The sequence below is a fragment of the Bacillus sp. 95MFCvi2.1 genome (assembly GCF_000374965.1).
Classification (GTDB): Bacteria; Bacillota; Bacilli; order Bacillales; family Bacillaceae_G; genus Bacillus_A; species Bacillus_A pseudomycoides.
Genome location: NZ_KB895697.1, coordinates 1 through 20,489, shown reverse-complemented (window position 1 = coordinate 20,489; position 20,489 = coordinate 1). Strand labels below are relative to the sequence as shown.

At 32.4% G+C, this 20,489-nt stretch carries 25 protein-coding genes and 4 pseudogenes; 27 read left to right on the top strand and 2 right to left on the bottom strand.

Annotation, left to right across the window (positions count from 1 at the left end; translation table 11 throughout):
• Positions 1–98: 98 nt before the first annotated feature.
• From C568_RS36410 to C568_RS0112705, 6 genes and pseudogenes are all read left to right on the top strand, one after another.
• Positions 99–185: pseudogene (locus tag C568_RS36410) on the top strand (hypothetical protein); the annotation flags it as partial.
• A gap of 18 nt (positions 186–203) precedes the next feature.
• Positions 204–602, top strand: coding sequence for a hypothetical protein (locus C568_RS31870; protein WP_018781720.1), 399 nt, complete (start codon positions 204–206; stop codon positions 600–602).
• Between the two features lie 169 nt (positions 603–771).
• Complete coding sequence (locus C568_RS0112725) at positions 772–1,281, top strand: ankyrin repeat domain-containing protein (RefSeq protein ID WP_018781718.1); 510 nt, start codon at positions 772–774, stop codon at positions 1,279–1,281.
• 816 nt (positions 1,282–2,097) lie between these two features.
• Positions 2,098–2,355 (top strand): hypothetical protein, encoded by a 258-nt coding sequence (locus C568_RS0112715; protein ID WP_018781716.1) that lies wholly within the window; start codon positions 2,098–2,100, stop codon positions 2,353–2,355.
• Entirely contained in the window at positions 2,352–2,567 is a 216-nt protein-coding gene (locus tag C568_RS0112710; protein ID WP_018781715.1) for a hypothetical protein, read from the top strand. Before C568_RS0112715 ends, C568_RS0112710 begins: the two co-directional genes overlap by 4 nt.
• 4 nt (positions 2,568–2,571) lie before the next feature.
• The gene (locus tag C568_RS0112705; protein ID WP_018781714.1) at positions 2,572–3,084 is read left to right on the top strand and encodes a hypothetical protein; all 513 of its coding nucleotides are present in this window, start codon (positions 2,572–2,574) and stop codon (positions 3,082–3,084) included.
• A 198-nt stretch (positions 3,085–3,282) separates the two neighbouring features.
• Here the strand turns inward: C568_RS0112705 and C568_RS34725 are convergent.
• Positions 3,283–3,479 (bottom strand): annotated as a pseudogene (locus C568_RS34725) (IS3 family transposase); the annotation flags it as partial.
• A gap of 244 nt (positions 3,480–3,723) precedes the next feature.
• Between C568_RS34725 and C568_RS35375 the strand changes: the two are divergent.
• The 21 genes and pseudogenes from C568_RS35375 to C568_RS0112605 all read left to right on the top strand — a co-directional run bounded on the left by C568_RS35375 (position 3,724) and on the right by C568_RS0112605 (position 18,856).
• On the top strand, positions 3,724–4,431 hold the full coding sequence (locus C568_RS35375; RefSeq protein WP_018781713.1) for a hypothetical protein: 708 nt from the start codon (positions 3,724–3,726) through the stop codon (positions 4,429–4,431).
• A 15-nt stretch (positions 4,432–4,446) separates the two neighbouring features.
• Entirely contained in the window at positions 4,447–4,872 is a 426-nt protein-coding gene (locus C568_RS0112695; RefSeq protein ID WP_018781712.1) for a hypothetical protein, read from the top strand.
• Between the two features lie 796 nt (positions 4,873–5,668).
• Entirely contained in the window at positions 5,669–6,175 is a 507-nt protein-coding gene (locus C568_RS35370; RefSeq protein WP_018781711.1) for a hypothetical protein, read from the top strand.
• An 18-nt stretch (positions 6,176–6,193) separates the two neighbouring features.
• Positions 6,194–6,715, top strand: coding sequence for a hypothetical protein (locus tag C568_RS0112685; protein WP_018781710.1), 522 nt, complete (start codon positions 6,194–6,196; stop codon positions 6,713–6,715).
• 700 nt (positions 6,716–7,415) lie between these two features.
• Positions 7,416–7,781 carry a hypothetical protein gene (locus C568_RS35365; protein WP_018781709.1) on the top strand — a complete coding sequence of 122 codons (366 nt, stop codon included), beginning with the start codon at positions 7,416–7,418 and terminating at the stop codon, positions 7,779–7,781.
• A 12-nt stretch (positions 7,782–7,793) separates the two neighbouring features.
• A complete protein-coding gene (locus C568_RS0112675) occupies positions 7,794–8,243 on the top strand; it encodes a hypothetical protein (RefSeq protein WP_018781708.1) in 450 nt (149 codons plus the stop codon).
• A 640-nt stretch (positions 8,244–8,883) separates the two neighbouring features.
• Complete coding sequence (locus C568_RS0112670) at positions 8,884–9,333, top strand: SUKH-3 domain-containing protein (protein ID WP_018781707.1); 450 nt, start codon at positions 8,884–8,886, stop codon at positions 9,331–9,333.
• Between the two features lie 678 nt (positions 9,334–10,011).
• Positions 10,012–10,440, top strand: coding sequence for an SMI1/KNR4 family protein (locus C568_RS0112660; RefSeq protein WP_018781705.1), 429 nt, complete (start codon positions 10,012–10,014; stop codon positions 10,438–10,440).
• Between the two features lie 645 nt (positions 10,441–11,085).
• Positions 11,086–11,391 (top strand): hypothetical protein, encoded by a 306-nt coding sequence (locus tag C568_RS0112655; RefSeq protein WP_231398736.1) that lies wholly within the window; start codon positions 11,086–11,088, stop codon positions 11,389–11,391.
• Positions 11,392–11,753: 362 nt separating this feature from the next.
• Positions 11,754–12,095, top strand: a complete 342-nt coding sequence (locus C568_RS0112650) for a hypothetical protein (RefSeq protein ID WP_018781703.1) — start codon at positions 11,754–11,756, stop codon at positions 12,093–12,095.
• Positions 12,096–12,200: 105 nt separating this feature from the next.
• Positions 12,201–12,767 (top strand): annotated as a pseudogene (locus C568_RS34210) (ADP-ribosyltransferase).
• Between the two features lie 10 nt (positions 12,768–12,777).
• Positions 12,778–13,803 (top strand): ADP-ribosylglycohydrolase family protein, encoded by a 1,026-nt coding sequence (locus C568_RS0112640; protein WP_018781701.1) that lies wholly within the window; start codon positions 12,778–12,780, stop codon positions 13,801–13,803.
• Positions 13,804–14,556: 753 nt separating this feature from the next.
• Complete coding sequence (locus C568_RS35360) at positions 14,557–14,832, top strand: hypothetical protein (RefSeq protein ID WP_018781699.1); 276 nt, start codon at positions 14,557–14,559, stop codon at positions 14,830–14,832.
• 15 nt (positions 14,833–14,847) lie between these two features.
• Positions 14,848–15,009, top strand: a pseudogene (locus tag C568_RS35355) (glycohydrolase toxin TNT-related protein); the annotation flags it as partial.
• A 13-nt stretch (positions 15,010–15,022) separates the two neighbouring features.
• Positions 15,023–15,631 (top strand): hypothetical protein, encoded by a 609-nt coding sequence (locus C568_RS0112625; protein ID WP_018781698.1) that lies wholly within the window; start codon positions 15,023–15,025, stop codon positions 15,629–15,631.
• A gap of 28 nt (positions 15,632–15,659) precedes the next feature.
• On the top strand, positions 15,660–15,797 hold the full coding sequence (locus C568_RS35350; protein WP_200894342.1) for a hypothetical protein: 138 nt from the start codon (positions 15,660–15,662) through the stop codon (positions 15,795–15,797).
• A 59-nt stretch (positions 15,798–15,856) separates the two neighbouring features.
• Entirely contained in the window at positions 15,857–15,979 is a 123-nt protein-coding gene (locus tag C568_RS36405) for a hypothetical protein (protein WP_414629876.1), read from the top strand.
• Positions 15,980–16,063: 84 nt separating this feature from the next.
• Complete coding sequence (locus C568_RS0112620; protein ID WP_018781697.1) at positions 16,064–16,717, top strand: SMI1/KNR4 family protein; 654 nt, start codon at positions 16,064–16,066, stop codon at positions 16,715–16,717.
• A 171-nt stretch (positions 16,718–16,888) separates the two neighbouring features.
• A complete protein-coding gene (locus C568_RS0112615) occupies positions 16,889–17,356 on the top strand; it encodes a DUF2004 domain-containing protein (protein ID WP_018781696.1) in 468 nt (155 codons plus the stop codon).
• A 26-nt stretch (positions 17,357–17,382) separates the two neighbouring features.
• The gene (locus C568_RS35345; RefSeq protein ID WP_231398734.1) at positions 17,383–17,868 is read left to right on the top strand and encodes a suppressor of fused domain protein; all 486 of its coding nucleotides are present in this window, start codon (positions 17,383–17,385) and stop codon (positions 17,866–17,868) included.
• A gap of 16 nt (positions 17,869–17,884) precedes the next feature.
• Complete coding sequence (locus C568_RS0112605; protein ID WP_018781695.1) at positions 17,885–18,856, top strand: DUF3994 domain-containing protein; 972 nt, start codon at positions 17,885–17,887, stop codon at positions 18,854–18,856.
• A gap of 274 nt (positions 18,857–19,130) precedes the next feature.
• Here the strand turns inward: C568_RS0112605 and C568_RS0112600 are convergent, their stop codons facing one another.
• Positions 19,131–20,153 (bottom strand): hypothetical protein, encoded by a 1,023-nt coding sequence (locus C568_RS0112600; RefSeq protein WP_018781694.1) that lies wholly within the window; start codon positions 20,151–20,153, stop codon positions 19,131–19,133.
• Between the last annotated feature and the right edge of the window lie 336 nt (positions 20,154–20,489).

Here is a 20,489-nt window from a genome sequence, read left to right as displayed (position 1 = left end):
GGATTAATAGATGAGATAAATCGTTAAGATTATATAATTGAAACTATACGAGCAAAAATAGCAGACAACATAACCGCCATTTTTAAAGGTGGAGAAGTATTAGCCGATGGAAGCATAAGAAAATACGGCGGACGAACTTCAGTGAAAGAGTAAAAGAAGTCCACGATACCTCTAAAGCGAGTATTCAGAGTCGGATCTCGAATTTGGAGAGTGGTGGTATTAAGGGTACGGTAAACAATGTAAACGAGTATTTAGATGATATAGTTGTGGCTGGTAATGTTAATACAGACAAGATGAACAATATTAAAAATGCTATTCCAAATAATACTTTTTGTGTAGATGAGCTATCTGAGATTAGTAAAAAGATGTCTGATTTAGGCATTACTAAAGAATATAATGAAGCATTAATTAAAATTGATTTTGGTAAGTATCTTAGAGGACTAATAGGTGATCCACCTACTGCTATGATAGATCCGTATGCACATCATATTCTATTTAAAAAAGGTCTTGGCCAGAAGCAACAAGAACTGGTTCGAGAAGGTCAAGAAATATTAAAGAGGTATGGAGTAGAACCGATAATTGGTAAAGAAAATCTTGTTTAGGTACCAAATGCCGTAATAGGACAACATAGCCTTGATGCTTTAGAGGAAGTAATGAATCGGTTAAGGGCTGTTGAAGCAATGGGCGGTGACTTTGATGATATTGTTGAAGCTCTTGAAGATTTAGGAGACATAGCTAGTACAAGATAGTAGAAATACAGGAGGTAATGTTATGGATGAAAAAAGTCTAAATAAAACTATAAGAAGTGCTATTAAGCTTGGTGATATTAATGAAGTAAAGCGTTTAATAGGTGATAATCCAGAATCTTTACATTCAATGACACCATTTGGTACGTGGTTACATGTTGCGGCAAAGAAAGGACATTTTGGAATAGTAGAATATCTGATCCATAAAGGAATCGATGTTAATACAAAAGGTGATATATTTGATGCTTCTGCATTAAATTTAGCAGCAGGAGCGGGGCATTTGGAGATAGTAAAGTATTTAATAGAGGCTGGCGCAGAATTAGATGTGAGCTTAGCAAAAAGAAATCCATTATTTGGAGCGATTTATGGTGGGCATAAAGAAGTAGTTGAGTTTCTAGTTGAAAAAGGAATAGATGTTTCAATTAGATATACTGGAGAGAGTATTAAAAATATGGATGCATATGAATACGCTAGAGAATTTGGACAAACAGAAATTGCTGAATATTTAAAGCGAAAGATGGATGAAAAAGAATAGGCTGTTAAAAAGTAGATACTCCATGATGGTTGTAACATCATAGAGTATTACGTGCAATGATAGAATAGAAAAAGAAGTACGAGCTTAGGCGAGATGATATTTTATTAGGTGACGAATATAAACACATGAAACTAACGAACTCGTAAGTTTTGAGATAGTACTTGTCACAACATATACAAAGATGTAATCCACTCATTAGAACTATAGAATGTGTCATACTGTTGCTATAAAACTTACAAATTTAATGATACTTAAAAACAAATGAACTTAAAGCACTTGATTGTCTGCGAAAGGCAACGAGTGCTTTTTTGCGTTTAAGTATAGAATTAAAAGATTCATTAAATTTTTATAGTTTGTAATGGCTATGTACAGTATACGAAGATAGTAGAGGGAAATTGTAAAAGGTGTCAAAGTAACAACAAACTTTGGATTATTAGCGAAAAGGTGAGGTGGAGAAACTAGTTTTAATCCAAATATAGTACAATCATTGTGAGACAACAAAAATATTTCGCCTGACCGCATGTGACTAGCAAGATTAAAAATAGAAAAATAAAAACTGTATCAGCTTGGCCAAATAATAGCCGGAGGTGTAGATTATGTAACAGCTTCCTTCAAAGGTGTTGAGGCAGCTGGCGACGGTACAGTGATAGGGAAGCAAGGTGGCCCAGGAAAGGTTACCGAATGGGTTAATGCACGCCATGCAGAGAGCAGTAAGAAAATTAATAATGAGATTCAGGGGATTGAGGCTTAGCTTGCTAAGGGTGTGGATGATAGAAGAGTTATAGAAAGACTTGAACCAAGGCAAGGGAAAACTCATTGGATTATGAGATAGTATTTAATCAAGATCGATTTGCTCTTGAAACATATGAAAGATTAAGATTAACTGGTGTAGACATAAAGGAAATAGGAATTTTCGCAAAAAACACTGGATTAAGTGTTGAGGAGGCAACTACTTTGAAGCAACATTTATTTTTAACAAAACATGAAAATCTTGTGAATTATGGTGAGGGAACATATTTCGCTGATTACTTTCAATCCGACATGCACTTGCGTATGGCTGGGATCTTGCTTTGAAAGGTGAATTAACTGCAGAGCAAAAAGCTTGGTTTAAACAGTTAGCTGGACATGAACTTGAGGAAGCTAGATTGATGCAGAGTGGTTTGCCTTATAGAGATGTAAAGGCGATTGAAGATGGTCGTCCAACTGGTAATCCCTCTGGAGCACACGATTCAGCTCCAGAGCCTCCAGGAGATTTCCCAAATTTTATTCCAGATATAGGATGGTGATTTTGTGACACAATTTGAAAATGCAATACAAAGAATAAAAGACATAAATTGGGATGATGTAAAGAAGAATCAACCATCATTTGAATTATTGGTTTCAGAATTTATTAGAAGGGGTAATATTTTCAGGGATATATATAGTCCAGAAAATAAGTATCGTTTAGCAATTTTTAGTGCAGCTGAGACTATAAGCGCTGAAATTCAAGTGGATATTGAAGGTATTGTTAATGACCTAAATTTACTAAGATATGGTTGGACTGCTAGATATCTATGTAAGAGTTTTTTAGAATGGTCATATCTGATTAATTCAAATAATAAAATTGCTATGCAGTTTGAGGATCTGTATGAACCAATAATAATGCTATACGAAAGAGGTGGTAGAATAAGTTATCACCAAAATGAACTACTTTGTGGAAAATATGCTTGGCTACGTAACTGTTATGATCTTCCAAAAAACGGTATTATTAAAGAGCTTAAGCATGAAGAATTAGATAGAATAGATAATAAAGGCAATGCTTAAATGAATTGGAACATTAACTGATATTGGTGAAATTTAATGGAATAAAAATGAATAACACCCACTTTGACGAAGTGTCATTGTGGGTGTTGTTTTCTTTCAGAGGAGTAAACATGAATTTTCTTCTCCATTGCCAAAAAATTTCTCAAAAAGAACTTTGTTTGTAAAATATTTCAAAATAATGTTTAACTCCTCTTTAATTCAATTTTTTATTGCTTGAGGAGTTTTATAACGGGTGTAAATATAGATTCGCTTACAGTTATAAAATTTCTCAATGTACTGAAATAGTGCTAGATTTGTTTGTTCAAACGTGGCATATTGTGTGCAGTGTACTTCTTTTTTAGAATGGCATGAAACGACTTGATACAAGTGTTATCAAACGGACATTTCCTCTTTGAGATCTATTGTAAGAGCTTCATGAAGTTGTGTCTATATGACCATACGAATATATATGAACTTAAAGCACTTGATTGTCTACTAAAGACAACAAGTGCTTTTTTGCGTATTAGGATAGAAATAAGTAGACACATTATAATTTTATAAGTGCACTAAGTGTTACATCTTTGTTGCTGTTTTTATAGATTATAATGGTTATGTACAGTGTACGATGATAGTAAGGAGAAAGTTGTAAAAAGGATCAAAGTGACAACTGGCCTTGGATTATTAGTGAAACTGCCAGCTGGATGCGGTACATTGATAGTGAAGCAAGCTGGCCAAGGAAAACTTACCGAGTGGGTTAATGCACGCCATACAGAGAGCAGTAAGAAAATTAATGATGAGATTCAGGGGATTGAGGCTTCGCTTGCGGAGAGGATAAGAAAAACTGGAATAGGTGTTACTGGTGAAGGGATTCCTATAGAAGAAGTAAGTGAAAAGGTACTTAAAGAAATTCATGTTGATAAAAAGGAAGCATATGGTTATTCACCTAATGAAGGTACAACATATTCAAAGTATGATTTTACAGATATAGAGGCAACTAAAAATAATCATATTATTAGAAAAGAATACCTAGAACAATCACGGAAGATACAAGAAGAAATTGATTTAATGGTTGCAAATGGAGCCAGTAAACAAGAAATAGCCAATAAAGTGGTCGAAATGAGAAATCAAGATAAAATATTGTCAAGAGCAAAAATGAACCCAGAAGATTTAGCACCTATTGAAGCAAGGAATATGAAAATGTATGGAAATAAGGTTGGTCCGGATGCAATATGGTTATTTAAATCTAAGAAGGCTAAGTTGGAAGATTTGAAATTGAATCCTACTGATGATGAAGTATGGGATGCAGTTATAAATGGTTCTATGAAAAAAGATGATGTATTGAATACTTTGTTAGGATTAAAGCATTAAAGGAGGGTATATAGTGTGATTATTTTAAGGAATTATTTTGATATAGATTCAAAAATAGTATTGCATGACAACGAGTACAAAATAGAGAATATTAATAGTATTATAAATGGAGTTGGAGGGATAACGGATAATAATATATTATATGGTTTATATGTTTATAATAAAAAATTATTTTTTGTAATAAATACAAAATCATATGAGCTTAATAAAAATAATATCAATTGTAGTAATAAATACATTACTAAAACTGATAGATTATTTATTATATTAAGTTCGAATCAAAAGGTATGTGAAATTCAATATGAACCAGTTGTTGACCCAGGAATGATGTATTATGATATTGACGAAGAGGAATTTGACGTTTTGTTATATATTAGTAGTTTGTTAAAGGATAATGAAACAATTAGTAAATTTGTTGAGGCAATGAGTAAAAGGAGTTAATTGCTAGTATAGATTTTGATAAAAAAATATAAAATAAGATGTATTATTAAGGCATGTGTGAATTTGAGTCAATATCGTGGACACAAAAAAGTTAAATCTAAGCGATTTCTTTAACCCAATTTTTTATTGCTTGAGGAGTTTTATAACGGGTGTAAATATAGATTCGCTTACAGTTATAAAATCTCTCAATGTATTGCAATGATACTAGAGTTGCTCGCTTAAACGTGACAGATTGTGTGCAGTGTATTTCTTTTTTTAGAATGGCATGAAACACTTGATACAAGTGTTATCATACCGACACTTCCTCTTTGAAATCTATTGTGAGAAGTAAGAACTTCATGAAATTGCGTCCATATGACCATAAGAATATAAATGAACTTAAAGCACTTGATTGTCTACAATAGACGACGAGTGCTTTTTTGCGCTTTAGCATAGAAAAGATACATTATATTTTTTATAAATGCATGAAGTGTTAAATTTTAATGCTGTTTTATAGATTTTAATGGCTATATACAGTGTAAGACGATAGTAGAGAAACATTGTAAAAAGTGTCAAAGCAACAAATAATCTTAGAGTACTAGCAAAATTGTGAGATGGAGAAATTAGTTTCAACCTAAATGTAGTGCTCTCATTACGAGATAGCAAAAATATTACGCTTGACCGCGTGAGACCAGAAAGCCTAAAAGTAGAAAAATCTGAAAAATAAAAACTGTATCAGCTTGGCAAAAAAATAGCCGGGGGTGTAGATTATGTAACAGTTACACTCAAAGGCGTTGAATTTACTGAAGATGGTACATTGATAGGGAAGCAAGTTGGTCCAGGAAAGATTACCGAGTGGGTTAATGCACGCCATGCAGAGAGCAGTAAGAAAATTAATAATGAGATTCAGGGGATTGAGGATTCGCTTGCGAAGAGAATGGGGAATACTGATGGTTTAGGTAAGGTAGTCAGCGAAGTTAAAAATGTAGAAATTACTATTCCATTGAGTAAGAGAAATTCAGAACATATTAGGCAGCATACTTTGGATTCAGTGATAAAACAATCAAAATATTTAGATGATGCAAAATTAGCTCGAAAGTTAGCAAAAGATTCTTATTTTAATCCTGACTGGAACTTAGAGGAAGTTAATAAATATGCAGAAATTGCGTATAACGATCTTTTAAATCAAGGTAAAAGGGGTCGGTTAGAGTATGAGATTAATGGTGAAATTTTAGATGTTTTTATTCATCCAGATGGAAAATTTGGTAGCGTATATGGAAGATATAAATATACTGTTGAAGATATAAGAGATCTAACTAAGTAAAAAGAAAGAAGGTAGACTATGTTTCAAATTCGATATAAAATTTTAAGGGATATGTTGGATATAAGTGATGATTTAAAGGGAGAAGATGGATATTTTCAACTTATTGTAGATGGTGAAAGTTATGGAATGTATATTGATAATGAGGAAGTAATAGACTTTTCAGTTTCAATTCATTGGAAATTTAGTTATTTACTAGAGGCAACAATTCTTTTGAAAGAGCATAATGTAGTTTATTTAAGTGATATAGAAACACCTAGAAGCTGGATAGAAATAAAAAAATATGATAACGAAAAATTATTGATCAGTGAAGTAAATGCAGATAAGCCAATAGGAAGCTGTGCAGTTGAGATTGGTCCATTAGCAAATGTAACCTATCCATATTGGAAAGACAAAGTTATTTCTTTAAAAGACTTCAAACAAGAATCGTTGGGGAAATCTAAGAAGTATGTAGATGATTTAAAGAGATTAAATGATGGAAGTCATCCTAATATCTTACAACTAAGATCTCTAATAGAACAAGTTGAGAATAAATATAGTTAAGGAAATTATCTATTTTGCAAGATTTTTAGGGTAAAGAAAAAAGAGTTTAAAAGCAAATAATAGGTATGTTAAGTTAGAACGCGGCTAGGGAGCGCTAATGTAAATTGTTATTTTGTGAATTCTTTGGGTACTGATAAAAAATATACCATTAAAAAGAGTCAATAGCGATTCTGAGAAAATGAAATTGCTATTGACTCTTTTTGTTGGGAAATCTCTGTCCTAAGGGACGGAGTGGCAATGGTAAGATAATTACAATAAAAGAAGAGGTTTTTTGAAAAAACTATAAAGGAAAAATGGAAAGAAAGAATTTACGCCCCAATGTAAAACGAAATAAAGGGATGCAAGTAGTGGCCTAGGAAAGGTTACTGAGTGGATTAATACGCACGATGCAGAGAGCAGTAAGAAAATTAATGATGAGATTCAGGGGCTTGAGGCTTCGCTTGCGGAGAGGAAAGGGAATGTTGGTTCAGGGCGAGCGCAAAATGCGAACCGGTTATCTGGGGAGAAAGTTCCTGAAGAGGGGATAAGAAAAGCTGGAGTAGGTAAAACTGGTGAAGGAATACCCTTAGAAGAAGTAAAGCCAGATGTACTTAAGCAGATACCCCCTGATGATAATGGAGCATATGGGTATTTACCAAATGAAGGTACTGCATACCATAAACCAGAATATGATTTTACTGATGTTGATTGGGTAAAAGGAATGCAAAATGTTAGGAAGGATTATCTTGAAGCATCTAAACAATTAGAAATTGATATTAAAAGAATGACTTCGGAAGGATTTTCTAAAGAAGACATAGCAAAACATGTTGTTGATGCACGTAATCAACAGAAAGTTACAGCTAGAGCAGACATGACAGCAGAAGAAAGAGCAGGATTAGAAGCGAGGAATATGGAAAAATATGATAATCCAATAGGTCCAGATTCACAATGGTTATTTAATAAAACTAAGAAGAAATTAATTAAAGAAGGCACATATATAAATGACGACGAAATTTGGAGTAGTATTATTAAAAAATCCATGAAAAAAGATGATGTAATAAATACACTATTAGGGTTAATTCATTAGGAGGAGTTAGTTATGATATTTTTAGATAATTATTCTAAAAAGAACACAATTAATATAACACCAGAAGGATATTCACTAGTTGATGCAAATAGTATAAATGATATAGAAAATGGAGAAGGTGGATTTAGTGAAGATGGTGAGCTATTAGGGCTATATATTGACGATGGCAAATTATATTTCCAATATAATGATAAAAGGTATGAAACTAAGCCAGATGAAATAAATTGCACAAATGAAATATTAGATGATGGTAAGCGTAATTTCAGAATGAAAATAAAGGAAGTCCTTGTCTGTAATATTATATACAAACCATATATAAGCCCATTCGTTTTAACCTTCGGAGATGATGAAGATGAATTTGATTTTTTACTTTATTTAAGTAATTTAATGGCAGATGAAAATTCTATTATAAATTTTATTAAGGGCATAAATAATTTAAAGCAATATTATTCTAATATCTAAGAAAGAGAAATTCTATTTTACAAATAGTTTTTTACTGCAAAATTAAGTAGTACCTAGATGCATAAACTAACAGAATTAATAAATGGTATAAAAACTAGGAGAATACTATATATAAATGAATTCATAATTGTAATAATGCAGTGAAAAGATTAAATGAATCAGCTGAAATTTAAGTAGGCTGATTCATTGTTTTTTTAGTAGTTAACATATGCTATAAATATGGACAGTTTCATAAAAGAGTTTTTAAGAATATGAATAAAAAATGACTAGTTAAAAGTTATTAGATTATAACTCCAATTTCAGGATGCTAACAGATAAAAAATTGGCATAGAAATCATATAATAAATCCAAATATAGGGAGTATGCTCCCTTCATATGAGATTTAACGATTGATAAATATAAAACTCGAAATATCATCGGCATGAAAGAAACAATTGCTGTTCCTATGTCCAAACGACAGAGCGCGTCAAAGACAAAATCACTATGAATGATATCTTCATTTCCAACAATGTGTTTACGACCATTATGATAATTTTATGATTAGAACGGAAAACCTACAAGGTGGCTTTGCTGAACCTTGTGATAATTGTAGTAGAACGTTTTCTGGATTCTATAACATTGATTACTAGGAGGAATGAAAATGAAAATATCAAATAAGACAATAGAAGAATTAAAAAAAGCGGGATGGTACGAGGGGAGAAAAATAGACATATCAGAAAATGTAAAGTTTCTTGAAGAAAGAGGCTTTGAAGTTTTTGAAAGTGCAAAAAAATTTATGGAGGAGTTTGGAGAATTACGAATCAATGTTGAAAAGATTCGTTCAAATGGGTCTAAGACAATATCTGAACATACCACTTGTATTAAGGAAGTGATAGGTGTGTTAGATAGTTCGTGTTTTGGCTTAGATGATTTTATTGATGATAAAGTTATTCCTATAGGTTCATTATATGATTTCGGGTTAGATTTATACATATCAGAATCAGGAAGATTATTCAAATCAACAGGGTGGGTAAGAGACAATGCTTTGGAGGCATTTGATAATATTATTCTTGGAAAAGGAACAGTGATTTGGGATAAATTTGAAGGGTAATAATATTTTTCAATGCAAAATTCTGTCCTAACCTACTGCGTAACTGTAATTAAGCAGTGAGTAGGGGAAAGGGAGCAGAGTGGTAGATAAAATTAAAAAGTAGTTTTAAGTTGATGAAACTAAAAAAAGTTTTAAAATATTCTGCTATTTAACCACCTTTTGCTCTAAATTAAAGATGTAATGAAAAGAAGAAATAGATTTATATTATAACTAAGAATAGAACCAATGTTTCTAATGGAAGAAGCGTTGGTTCTATTTTTATGCAAAGAAGCTGGGAGGATTAATAATAATGTATCTGAATGTAGAAAGAAAAACAGATATGACCATATACAAACGTAAAAATAGTTAGAGAAAATCTGGATTCAAGGCTGCAGCCAGCAGGAGCTTTTAAGTGTAGAGTATAATGCAGGTAAAGAAGGAAAAGGCTTTAGTTATAAAGTCTATCAAAGAGGAGATATTGATTGGAATATGGTTCGAACAAAGGGAGTGGGTCCATTATTTGAAACATCGACTAGGTATCATAACATTAGTAATGCCAAAAGGGCACCATTACATCCATATAAAGGGAAGTTAAATCCATTTTATCCCATGGATGAGCCAATAAGAAGAGCACTCAAAAAGTAGAGTCTATAAATTATTGGAAAGCTAGAGGGAATGAAGTTTTAGGAGGGAATTACAATGAATGCTTTGCCTGATGAATTAGACCAAGCTCTTGAAGAAGATATTTATAAACGTGAAGATAAGAATAAAGTGAAGGAGACATTAACTAACCTAGGTGTAGAAGTATCTGATACATTCAGAGAATTTTATTATCGATATGCAGGACCTTTTTGGGAAGAACACGTTCCTTACGAGTTACTAGATGTTGTAGATGAAGAAAATAGTATTGAATCATACACAATTATTGCTCGAAATGAACATGGATTTCCTAAAAAGTATCTAGTTTTAAGTGAAATGTCAGCAAATGCTGTACTAGTACTTGATAGTGTAACTGATAAAGTTTACTCGGTTAATTTTGAAGGTGGAGATGAGCTACTTTTAAGCGGAGGGTTAAAGGAAACTTGGCCAGCATTTTATGTGTTTTTAAAAGAATATTTTAACTGTTAGATGGAGATTAAGTTAATGTTGGATAAAATGATTTTATTCATGATGCTAAGTAGGCGCAAGGGGTTATAGTAACTTTATAAGCTTATATATGTATGAAAACGATAAAGCTCTTGTAAACATACAGGTGAAGAGAATTTATTTGAAGTTGATAAAAAATGAATCAGTTGTTTAAAAGTAGAGACTCATGATGGTTGTACCATCATGGGCTACTATATACAATGATTTAATTGAAAGAGGAGTACAAGTTTAGACGAGACGACATTTTACTGGGTAACAAATACAATGACATGGAAGTTAAACTAACGAACTCGTACAAAGTCGTAAGTATTAATGTATTACTTGTTACAACATGTAATAGGTGTCATACTGTCGCTATAAAACTTACGAACTTAAAGCGCTTGATATGAACTGCACCCCAATTGTTAGTCGTGTCTAACAATTGGGGTGCAGTTCATTGTCTACAATAGACGACGAGTGCTTTTTTTCGCTTTAGCATAGAAAAGATACATTATAATTTTATAAGTGCACTAAGTGTTACATCTTTGTTGCTGTTTTTATAGATTATAATGGCCATGTACAGTGTACGATGATAGTAAGGAGAAAGTTGTAAAAAGGATCAAAGTAACAACTGGCCTTGGATTATTTGTGAAACTGTCAGCTGGATGCGGTACATTGATAGAGAAGCAAGGTGGTGGACACCAGGGAAGGTTACCGAGTAGGGTTAATGCACGCCATGCAGAGAGCGGTAAGAAAATCAATGATGAGATTCAGGGGATTGAGGATTCGCTTGTGGAGAGAATAAAAAATGGTGGTTTAGGTAAGGAGGATATTGGTGTTGCAGGTAAAATAGATCCTCTAAGTAATCCTAAAATAGCAAAAGAAATTGAGGCTAACTCTGATGCTGTTTATGGATATTCACATAAACAAGGGTCGCCTATAGATAAATTCTGAATCGATTAATCTAGAGGAAGTTGCTTTTGCAAGAACTTGAAGTATCTTAAGAAATTGGAATAAAAAAGCAATCAGCTTACAAATGAGGTAGGTTACTAAACTTCAAAATGAAGGAATGTCGATTGAAGAAATTGCAAGAAAGAAGGTTGAAAAGCGAAATTTGGATAGAATACAATCATATCTTGATTCCAATAACCTTGAGGGACTAAATGTAATAAAAGTATGGTAGAGAGAAAGAACCTACACCAAAACAACTTTTTGACAAATATGGTTCATGAGAAGATGTAATATACGGCAGCACAAAATCAACTCCAACAATAGATGTGTTAATGGGTTTGTATAAGTAGCAGGAGGTTATGATTATGATTGAGGAAAAACAAAATCAAAATACACGGTGGTATGTGGATAATAATTTAAGAATCCGCATACAAGAAATAGAGGATGGAAAGGCGAAACTGTGGATGGCAATTGATAAGTTAAACATTTGTTTTACATTGATTATGTATGATTTTATGGATTGGTGTGAGCGAGAGATAAGTATAAACTTGGAGATTGATAAGAGTTGGAATAATCATAGAGGTTTTATTATAGACAGAAAAGACCAAGTAATAATTATGTCGGAAATAAAAAGGTTCATTAATGAATTTAACGTAAAACCTAATGAAAATGCTGACCAGTTTTCAGATAATGAGTGGTATGCATAAATATGACCTTTTTCTGATGCTATAAAATACTTGGAAAGCAGAACTTTTAGCTAGACATTATTTTTCTAACAAAAGAATCCGGGAGTTAGTGAGGGTAAAGGCTCAATAACTAATTTAGAAAAAGCTCATCAGTGGGGAAGTAAGTATTATGATAGTTGGATAGAATCACTCAATGAAAGTGAAAGGAATGCTATCAAGCAGTATACTGGAAATGATTATAGTAAGATTAATTCCTATCTGAGAGGATTAAATGACTCTTTAGAAGGTATAGATTTGCAAGTAATTAGTGATATTAAGAGTGGCTTAAATAAAGCATGAGTTCCGTATGATATGCAAGTATATAGAGGGACAGATATAAAGCCGTTTAAAGATTTGATTGAATTAGGAAAGGATGGGAGATCTGATTTTGAATCGTTAATTAATAAAACAATTAAAGATGATGGATTTGTTAGTACTGCGATTTTAAAAGCATCTTCATTTGATTACATGGAAGTGTCATGGGAAATAAATGTCCCAAAAGGTGCAAGTGCGGCGTATGTAGGTAAAATTAGTCAATTTTCAAATGAGGCAGAGTTACTTTTGAATGCAAGTCATGAAATGATTATAAAAAGTGTAAATGTTGAGAGTAATGGTAAATTACATGTTACCTTAGATTTAATATTAAAAAAGTAGGTGAAAAACATTGTCTGGTAGAAGAATGATAGAAAGATGGGAAGATGATAATAAAATTTTTCTTGGTTTAAACATAAAGAAGCGAGTACTTCCTACTTTATATGGTGGTATTCTTGGCGATTTAATGGGAGTTCCAGTAGAATTTAAACAGAGAGGTTCATTCCATATACAAGATATAGTTGGGTATGGCACATACAATCAACCACCTGGGACTTGGTCAGATGATACCTCGCTAACTTTATGTTTAATAGAAAATATTATGGAAGAAGGAACTACAGAAAGTTTGCTCGAGAAATTTGTACAATATCAAGATGAAGGGTATTACACTCCGTTTGGAAAGATGTTTGATATAGGCAATGCTACTGCTGAAGCAATTAGGAGGTTTAAAGAAGGTACTTCACCAGATAAATGTGGGGGGGATTCTGAATATGATAATGGTAATGGTGCTATAATGAGAATTTCACCATTGGTATTTCTACTGCATAATGAGTTTGATTTTGTGAAAAAGACAGAGGTAATTAAAAAATATACAGAAATCACTCATGCTCATCCTCGTTCTATAGTGGGTTCAATTATTTATATAGAATTATTATTAAGGCTGTATCATAATAATTCTCTTGAAAAATCTATAAAAGAAATACTTGAGCTTTTTAATGAAAATTTTAACGTAAACCACTTATATAGAAAAGAATTAAAGCGTTATATGCGAATTTTTAGTAAAGATTTCTTTAATATACCTGAGAAAGAAATACTTTCAGGAGGTTATGTAGTACAAACTTTGGAAGCGGCAATATGGTGTTTAGGGAATTCAGCAACCTTTAAAGAAGCAGTTTTAAAGGCTGTTAATTTGGGAGAAGATACAGATACTGTTGCAGCAATAACAGGAGCATTAGCAGGAATGTACTATAAAATGGATAATATTCCGGAAGAATGGTTAAAGAAAATAGCAAGAAAAAAAGATATAGATGAGTTGATAGGGGAATTCTATAAATATTGTATAGAAAAAGCAATTATGGAGGAGTATGGTAGTCTTTAAAAGCAACAAATTAGAACTGAAAGCATTAAATGATAGAGATATATAAGCTAATTATTTAATGTTTTCTCTTATTAATATTACATGCATAGAAATTAAAGTAATTGGAGAGATAATTGAGAAATTGTGTGACAATAATTTAAATTTTATGGGGTATTCAATAAGAGATGTTATTCAATCATCAGAGAAATTTTCAGATGATTTTGTATCAAATAATGTTGTTTGTTGAAGATATGGTGGAAGATTTACATATGTGCACCTTAAATCGTTTAGTAAATGAAAAAGATAGTAATTTTCACAAAAGAATTTTTATAGCTTATACACTCGGTGATTAGGAAGGCGCGTATCTACGAGGAAAAATAATCGTCTATTTACCTAGAAAAGAATAAAATATTAATAACACAATTAAAAATTGTGGACAAATAGCAAAAGCTGATTCATAAGAATCAGCTTTTACTATTTCAAATGTGTATCTATCATATTGAAAGGTTGAATTTTTGGGTAAATTGGCTGCTTGAATCATATAGCAGCTAGATTCAAAGGCGTTGAAGCAGCTGGAGTCGGTACAAGTGGCCAAGGTTAAGAGCATCATGTAGATAGCAATAAAAAATCAATGATGAGATTAAGGGGCTTAAGGCTTCGCTTGCTACGAGAATAGGGAATGGTGGTTCAGAGGTTAGTAAGGAAGTTAGTGGAGTTAAGGGTACGGGTAATGTTGGTAAGGGAGCTAGTGAGGCTGGAAAACATGTAGATGATGTGAAAATCCTTGAAAATATAAAGAAATGGGATTATCCATCTAATGAAGGATTATATAAGAAATATGAAAATGTATATAAGAATCCAAAATACTATGACCAAAAAACAGGAGAAATCCATTGGCCGCCTAATGATGGATTTGTTTCGGGAACTCAAAAAGTGGAAACATTACATCCCGGAATGAGACTAGGTAGATATGGTAATTCAGCAGGTTTCTCTTTAGCTCCTGAAAGAGATTCGTTCCCAAGTAGGGTTTTGGCTCCGCATAGTGAATAAGCGCCTTATAATGTTTATGAGGTTATTGATGATTTTGAAGTAACTTCAGAGAAAATTGCTCCTTGGTTTAATCAGCCAAGTGGAGGAACGCAAATTATTAAATATAAATCTAATGGTCGACCTTACTCTATAGAGGAATTAATAGAGCTTAAAGTTATTAAACAAATAAAGCTATAAAGGAGTGTGAAATATGGACTTAAGTGGTATATATAATTTAATTGAAACAGTATTTAAAGTGATCAAAAGGGAAAAAGATATTATTTGTGTTGCACCATTAGGTGGGGAAGATCATCCTGAAACTATTGTTAAGTTAACTTTTAATGAAGCAAATAATCATTATGAGCTTTTTGAAGTTGTTAGAGGAAAAGAATACAAAGTAGATACATTTTCAGATAAATATAAATCAGCATTGGCTTTATATATTTTTTCGAAAAATAAATTAGAAGTAAGAAAATATGATACAAATGTTCAAAATGAAATCGAGATTGCAACATCAATAAATAATATTCAAAAGATATTCAAAACTTTTTCAGATGAACAGTATCATTCTTTTTTCGAACTTAAGCCAGATAGAATAATTTTAGAAAAAAGCACAAATGATAGATATAATGTTTTATTTTTAGGGAAAAGAGGCTCTAAGATTTATATAGATAGATTTAGAAAATTGAATAGTGCCGCGGTTGTTCTATACAATTTTTCTTTTAAATTAAGCCAATTTTATGATCTTATTAATATGATTGAAGTAAAGACGGATTCTGATTTTATAGAAACTCTAAAAGAATTATATCTTTTGGGTTGAAGAATGCAAATATATATCTTTGAAACTATTGAGTAAGCAACAACCTAAAGCAGGTTGTTGCTTACTCATAGGTAGAGTCAGTTCAGAGGATAATCGTGCACCAGGAAATAAAGATATTGCTTCTGATAATCGAATACAGTCTCATTATCCATTGCAAAATGAATAGGTAAAAGGATGGGCTAAAGAGGGAGGCTTTTTGATTATAAGGAAAAGAAAGCTTCTGTAATACTTCTCCCTTCAAGCTTTGGCCGATCACGTGCAATAATTTCTTCTATGCAGAGGAAACGGAGAAAAAATGAAGGCTTGAATACTGATATACGTTATGAATTTAATGAGATCTATAGGTAAATGATTAAAGCAGGATCAAAAAACGGCACGAAAGGCAATGATTGATGCATATAAATATCTTGATAGTTTAGGAGGATTTGTCAAATGATTAATCTATCCAAGGTTCCAGACTTGATAAAAAAAACGGCAGCAAGTGATATTGAAATCCAAGAAGTAGAAGATCGTATGAAAGTTAAATTCCCCAATGTATATAAGGGTTTATTAAGATGTACAAATGGTTTTTCAATCGGTGGTGGGTTAGTTATTTATGGTACGGAGCATATTGTAGAAAGAAATGAGGTTTGGGAAGTAGATGAATATGCAATTGGGTATATCTCGATTGGTGATGACGGTGGAGGTAATGTTTTTTTAATGTCTCAAGATGCAGAGGGAAAAGAGGTATTAGTTATTGATTCTGGGGATATGAATCCAAACCATGCTACTATAATTACCTCTGATTTTAACAAATGGGTGAATAGTGGTTGTTTAAGTGAAATAGAACAGAAAACAATAATTAAGCCATCTGATATTTGTAATATAGTGTTAGCAAAAACTCCTAATGAAGGCTTGACAGATTTAATAAGAATAAAGAACGTATTAGGGATTGAGATTTCCACAGCAGATTTGCTAAAGGGTTCAAAAAATCCTCCTTATATATTAGTAGAGAGATTTCCATATGGTAAGGCAAAAAAACTAATTGAAAAACTAGGAACCAGTGGTACGGTACTGAGTATAGAACCTATTGGTAATAACAATTAATATTAGAGAGTAGGATAGAACAACTTTTTAATTGGTTTAAACAACTTTATAGCAGAGTAGATTAGTTTTACAATAAAAATAATGTTAATGAAGAGGATGACTTTTGTACTATCAGAGAAGTAAATCTTGTCCCAAGAGATTTTCTGATAAATAAAAAGGGAGAGTTTGAAAATGATAATAAATGATGTGGTTTTTGGTGAGCTTGAATATACATATGGATGGGTTAAGTATATTACCATTGAATTTTGTGGGAAAGAAGCTGAAATAGCATTGATGGTTAAAGGTGAAGAAGACGGTAAGTTTGATGAAGAACAATATACTGTTTATAACTCATTAGTGCAAAATTGGGAACAATTACAGCAAGGTTTTTTACAAGCTATATTAGACTATTACAAACAAGAGCGTCAAGAACTAGGGTATGATATTGAATTTAATGAAAATTATCCACACATCGAAACAACTGATCAATTACTTGAGATGATAACTTTAGTTGGAATTGTAGTTCCATATGGAGATATTTATGAAAAGCGAGATATTGGGATAACTTTTGATTGTACATGGGAAACAGAAAATGGACTAGGGATTCGTCTATTAAATGAAAAAGTAACTGAAGTGGGTTACCAAGACGTTGCCATTTAAATCTTAATCGAAATAGCTATTTCCGTATGCCTACTCCATCAAGTGTAGATAGTGGTTATGCAGAACTTGTCATGCATCTGCCAAAAGATTGGGAAGTATCAACATCTGCTTTGGATAGTGCGAAATACGGTTGGCCCTTGCGCCTTTTACGACAGCTTGGGGAAAATGTACGGCGAAATGGATATGGCTTAGGACAGTGGCATCAATCAGAGGGATATTTAAAACAGACGTATGGAGTCCAATTAGGTGAAATGAAGTGGGATCCAAATGCGTCAATTCATCCATATGATAAAGAGACGGAATTTTCTGGTGCATTCAAAATAGAATTTCGTGAGGATGGTAAAAGAATAGAGGTGACTGGCCAATCTACTTCCATACATTATTACCATATAGAAAAAATGAAGACTTCAAGGAAAGACACTTTGACGTTGAAGAAGGTGAATGGTACGATATATAGGAATAATATGGATATGGTGGAAGTAACGAAAACGGTTTTAATCAGTAAAATTTAAAGGGGATAAATTAGTCATGAAAGCAAAGAAACTAGTAGGTGTAGCAATTCCAGTTATGTTATTATTCGGTTGTGGGGTATCGGATAAAACTGAATCTAAGGAAACAAAGACAGAAGAGTCTAAATCCGCTAAAGAAGATGAAAAGAAGTCTTCTGTTAAGAAAGTGAAGGTATCAAAAGAAGACTACACAACTAGGGTAGTTGGACTAGTTGAAGAGTTTGATACTATATTTAAGAAGCATAATGATACAATAGGAGAACTCTTTGACGGCAAGAAAAAGAAAACAGACGTATTAGATTCAATAAAAGAACTGGATGGGGTATTAGATAAGATTGAATCTATAGACCCACCTAAAGAGTATATAGAAGAACAGAAAAACCTTGAAAAAGCGACTGGTTACTTTAGAGAGTCCTCCAAAATAGTAGAAGAAGTGTTTACTAGAAAATCAACTAGAGAAAAAGGCGAAAAGACTGACAAAGAAATGGTTGAAGAGTCAGAGAAGATTCTGAAACAAGGTGACGAATACTGGTATAAAGCAATTAACTCACTTAAAGATAAGAATACAAAAGTCGGTGATGGTAAAGTATCGGTTAAAGATATTAAAGACTTAGATAAGAAAGCCGGAATCGACTATGATGCGGTACAGAAGAACGTAATAGATGGTACTGAATTAATTGGTAACTGGGGCGTACAGACTTCTGACGGATTTAAACCATCATTTATCTTAAAAGGTGGAAGTCCTAAAATTTTCGAAGTTTACAACGCAGAAGAGTATCCAAAGAAAACGAACCATATAGAAGGTACATGGGAATATGATAAAGCTAGTTTAATATTAAAACTACATATCACAAAACAAATGTCAAACGGTGTAGAAGCAGAGGTTGTTCAAAAAGACATAGATTATAAAGTTCAAAACTATGATAGAAAGAACTTGCAATTATTCAACGATAAATCATTTAATACAACTAGGTATGTGAAACAAAGTTAATAAATGAAATAATAATTGCTGAAGAAGATATTAAATGAATATAAAATAGTTTGTTAACAGGAGAAAGATAAATATAAAAATTAGAAATCCACCTTTAGTGAAGTACACCCCAATTGTTAGACACAGTCTAACAATTGGAGGTGCTTTTCTTATGGCTAAATTTGCAATTGAAGAGAAATTATAGATTGTTTCTAGAACGAAAACAAACACAAACACCTCAACCAGTGGTTCACTATATATGACAGAAGACATGGGGGATGTTTGCTTTGCTATTTCATTTTTTATTATGTATCTCTTTTTTCAATTCGATTTGTTTTTCTATCTCCTTTTTAGCTCCATCGCTCATTTCATAGATATGAGACCAATATTCCCTTGCAATCGGATCATATTCTACCCTAACCGTGATATCTTTTTGGGAATCCGTGTTTAAATATCCGTTAATGGTTAGCGCATGAATTGCATTCGATGGTCTATTTTCTTTCTTATAGGAACTTGTATGCTTATTAAGCGTTTTTTCAACAATTGTTAAATCCAAATTATACTCATTTTTCACATATTGAATCGCTTTCGATTCAGCATTGTTACAGATATTTAGCTCTTCCTCAGGAGTAAGAGCTAGCTGCTTTTCTACTTCTACAGCACGTTGGTTATCTTTAGATAGATTCATAACACCTGTATTTTCTTTTGAATTATAATCTACCAGCCACTTTTTATCTTTGTAGTATGCTTCGACAGAAGATTCACATGAAAAGCCACTGCCTCCACCATTTTGTTTAGCACAGTTTAATAACTCAAAATGAATGTTTATTTTGGGATATACAGGACTTCCTGAACTTTCATTCGATTGCAGTACACTTTCCTTTGTCACATATGTAATCTGAATGGGACCATTATTTTTTTCAATCGCTTGTTTTATTTTTTCTTCAATACGTTGATCATGAACCTGCTTCGTGAATATGTAGTTCTCCTCATAAAAACCATAAATTTTTAAAGGAAGAAATAAAGCAAGCCCTAAAACAAAACAAGAAAGTGCATAATAAGCCAACATTCGCTCTGAAGTGTATATACGGAAACAGGAAAGTACAACGCGAATATATACTAAAGGCAAAGCAATATAAAAAATAGGCACGGAAAAGTAACATGTAAAGGCTGTTATTAGAGCGATCTCCCCGAGCAACTTGATATATTGCGGAATCCCCATACTGTATGCCGCTAGAATCAAAAACCAAATGTAACTTGTTGATACAAGAAAAGCAATTCTATAATATTTCTTACTTCTTGTTTTTTTCTCTTCCATTTTCCCACCATCTTTGCAAAATTGAACTTCTAATTTCCATCCTTACTTTAAACAAAGGTTTTGTTTAAATTTAGTTTCTTAAATATACAAAGTAAATACAAGAACAAACTCCATTCATTAAATTGGTTTCATACCTTATCTGAAAATGATATGATTGCATTGTCAATATTATCTAATTATTCAAATGTATTATAAGGGAATGAAAAAGAGGAGGAGAAATCATGGTTTTTTTCAATAGATTTTTTAAGAAAGTGGAACAAGTAAACAATAATGAGGCAACCCTCAATGAATTAAATGAAGAATTGTATGTTGAATCCCCATTAGAAGAAGCCAATA

Bases quoted from the DNA above. Each gene is read 5' to 3' on its own strand.
- C568_RS0112650 (WP_018781703.1), top strand. From the start codon at position 11,754: ATGATTGAGGAAAAACAAAATCAAAATACACGGTGGTATGTGGATAAT.
- C568_RS0112615 (WP_018781696.1), top strand. From the start codon at position 16,889: ATGATAATAAATGATGTGGTTTTTGGTGAGCTTGAATATACATATGGA.
- C568_RS0112605 (WP_018781695.1), top strand. From the start codon at position 17,885: ATGAAAGCAAAGAAACTAGTAGGTGTAGCAATTCCAGTTATGTTATTA.
- C568_RS0112660 (WP_018781705.1), top strand. From the start codon at position 10,012: ATGAATGCTTTGCCTGATGAATTAGACCAAGCTCTTGAAGAAGATATT.
- C568_RS0112620 (WP_018781697.1), top strand. From the start codon at position 16,064: ATGATTAATCTATCCAAGGTTCCAGACTTGATAAAAAAAACGGCAGCA.
- C568_RS0112600 (WP_018781694.1), bottom strand. From the start codon at position 20,153: ATGGAAGAGAAAAAAACAAGAAGTAAGAAATATTATAGAATTGCTTTT.
- C568_RS0112725 (WP_018781718.1), top strand. From the start codon at position 772: ATGGATGAAAAAAGTCTAAATAAAACTATAAGAAGTGCTATTAAGCTT.
- C568_RS35345 (WP_231398734.1), top strand. From the start codon at position 17,383: ATGCCTACTCCATCAAGTGTAGATAGTGGTTATGCAGAACTTGTCATG.
- C568_RS0112670 (WP_018781707.1), top strand. From the start codon at position 8,884: ATGAAAATATCAAATAAGACAATAGAAGAATTAAAAAAAGCGGGATGG.
- C568_RS0112675 (WP_018781708.1), top strand. From the start codon at position 7,794: ATGATATTTTTAGATAATTATTCTAAAAAGAACACAATTAATATAACA.
- C568_RS0112685 (WP_018781710.1), top strand. From the start codon at position 6,194: ATGTTTCAAATTCGATATAAAATTTTAAGGGATATGTTGGATATAAGT.
- C568_RS0112625 (WP_018781698.1), top strand. From the start codon at position 15,023: ATGGACTTAAGTGGTATATATAATTTAATTGAAACAGTATTTAAAGTG.
- C568_RS35365 (WP_018781709.1), top strand. From the start codon at position 7,416: ATGCAAAATGTTAGGAAGGATTATCTTGAAGCATCTAAACAATTAGAA.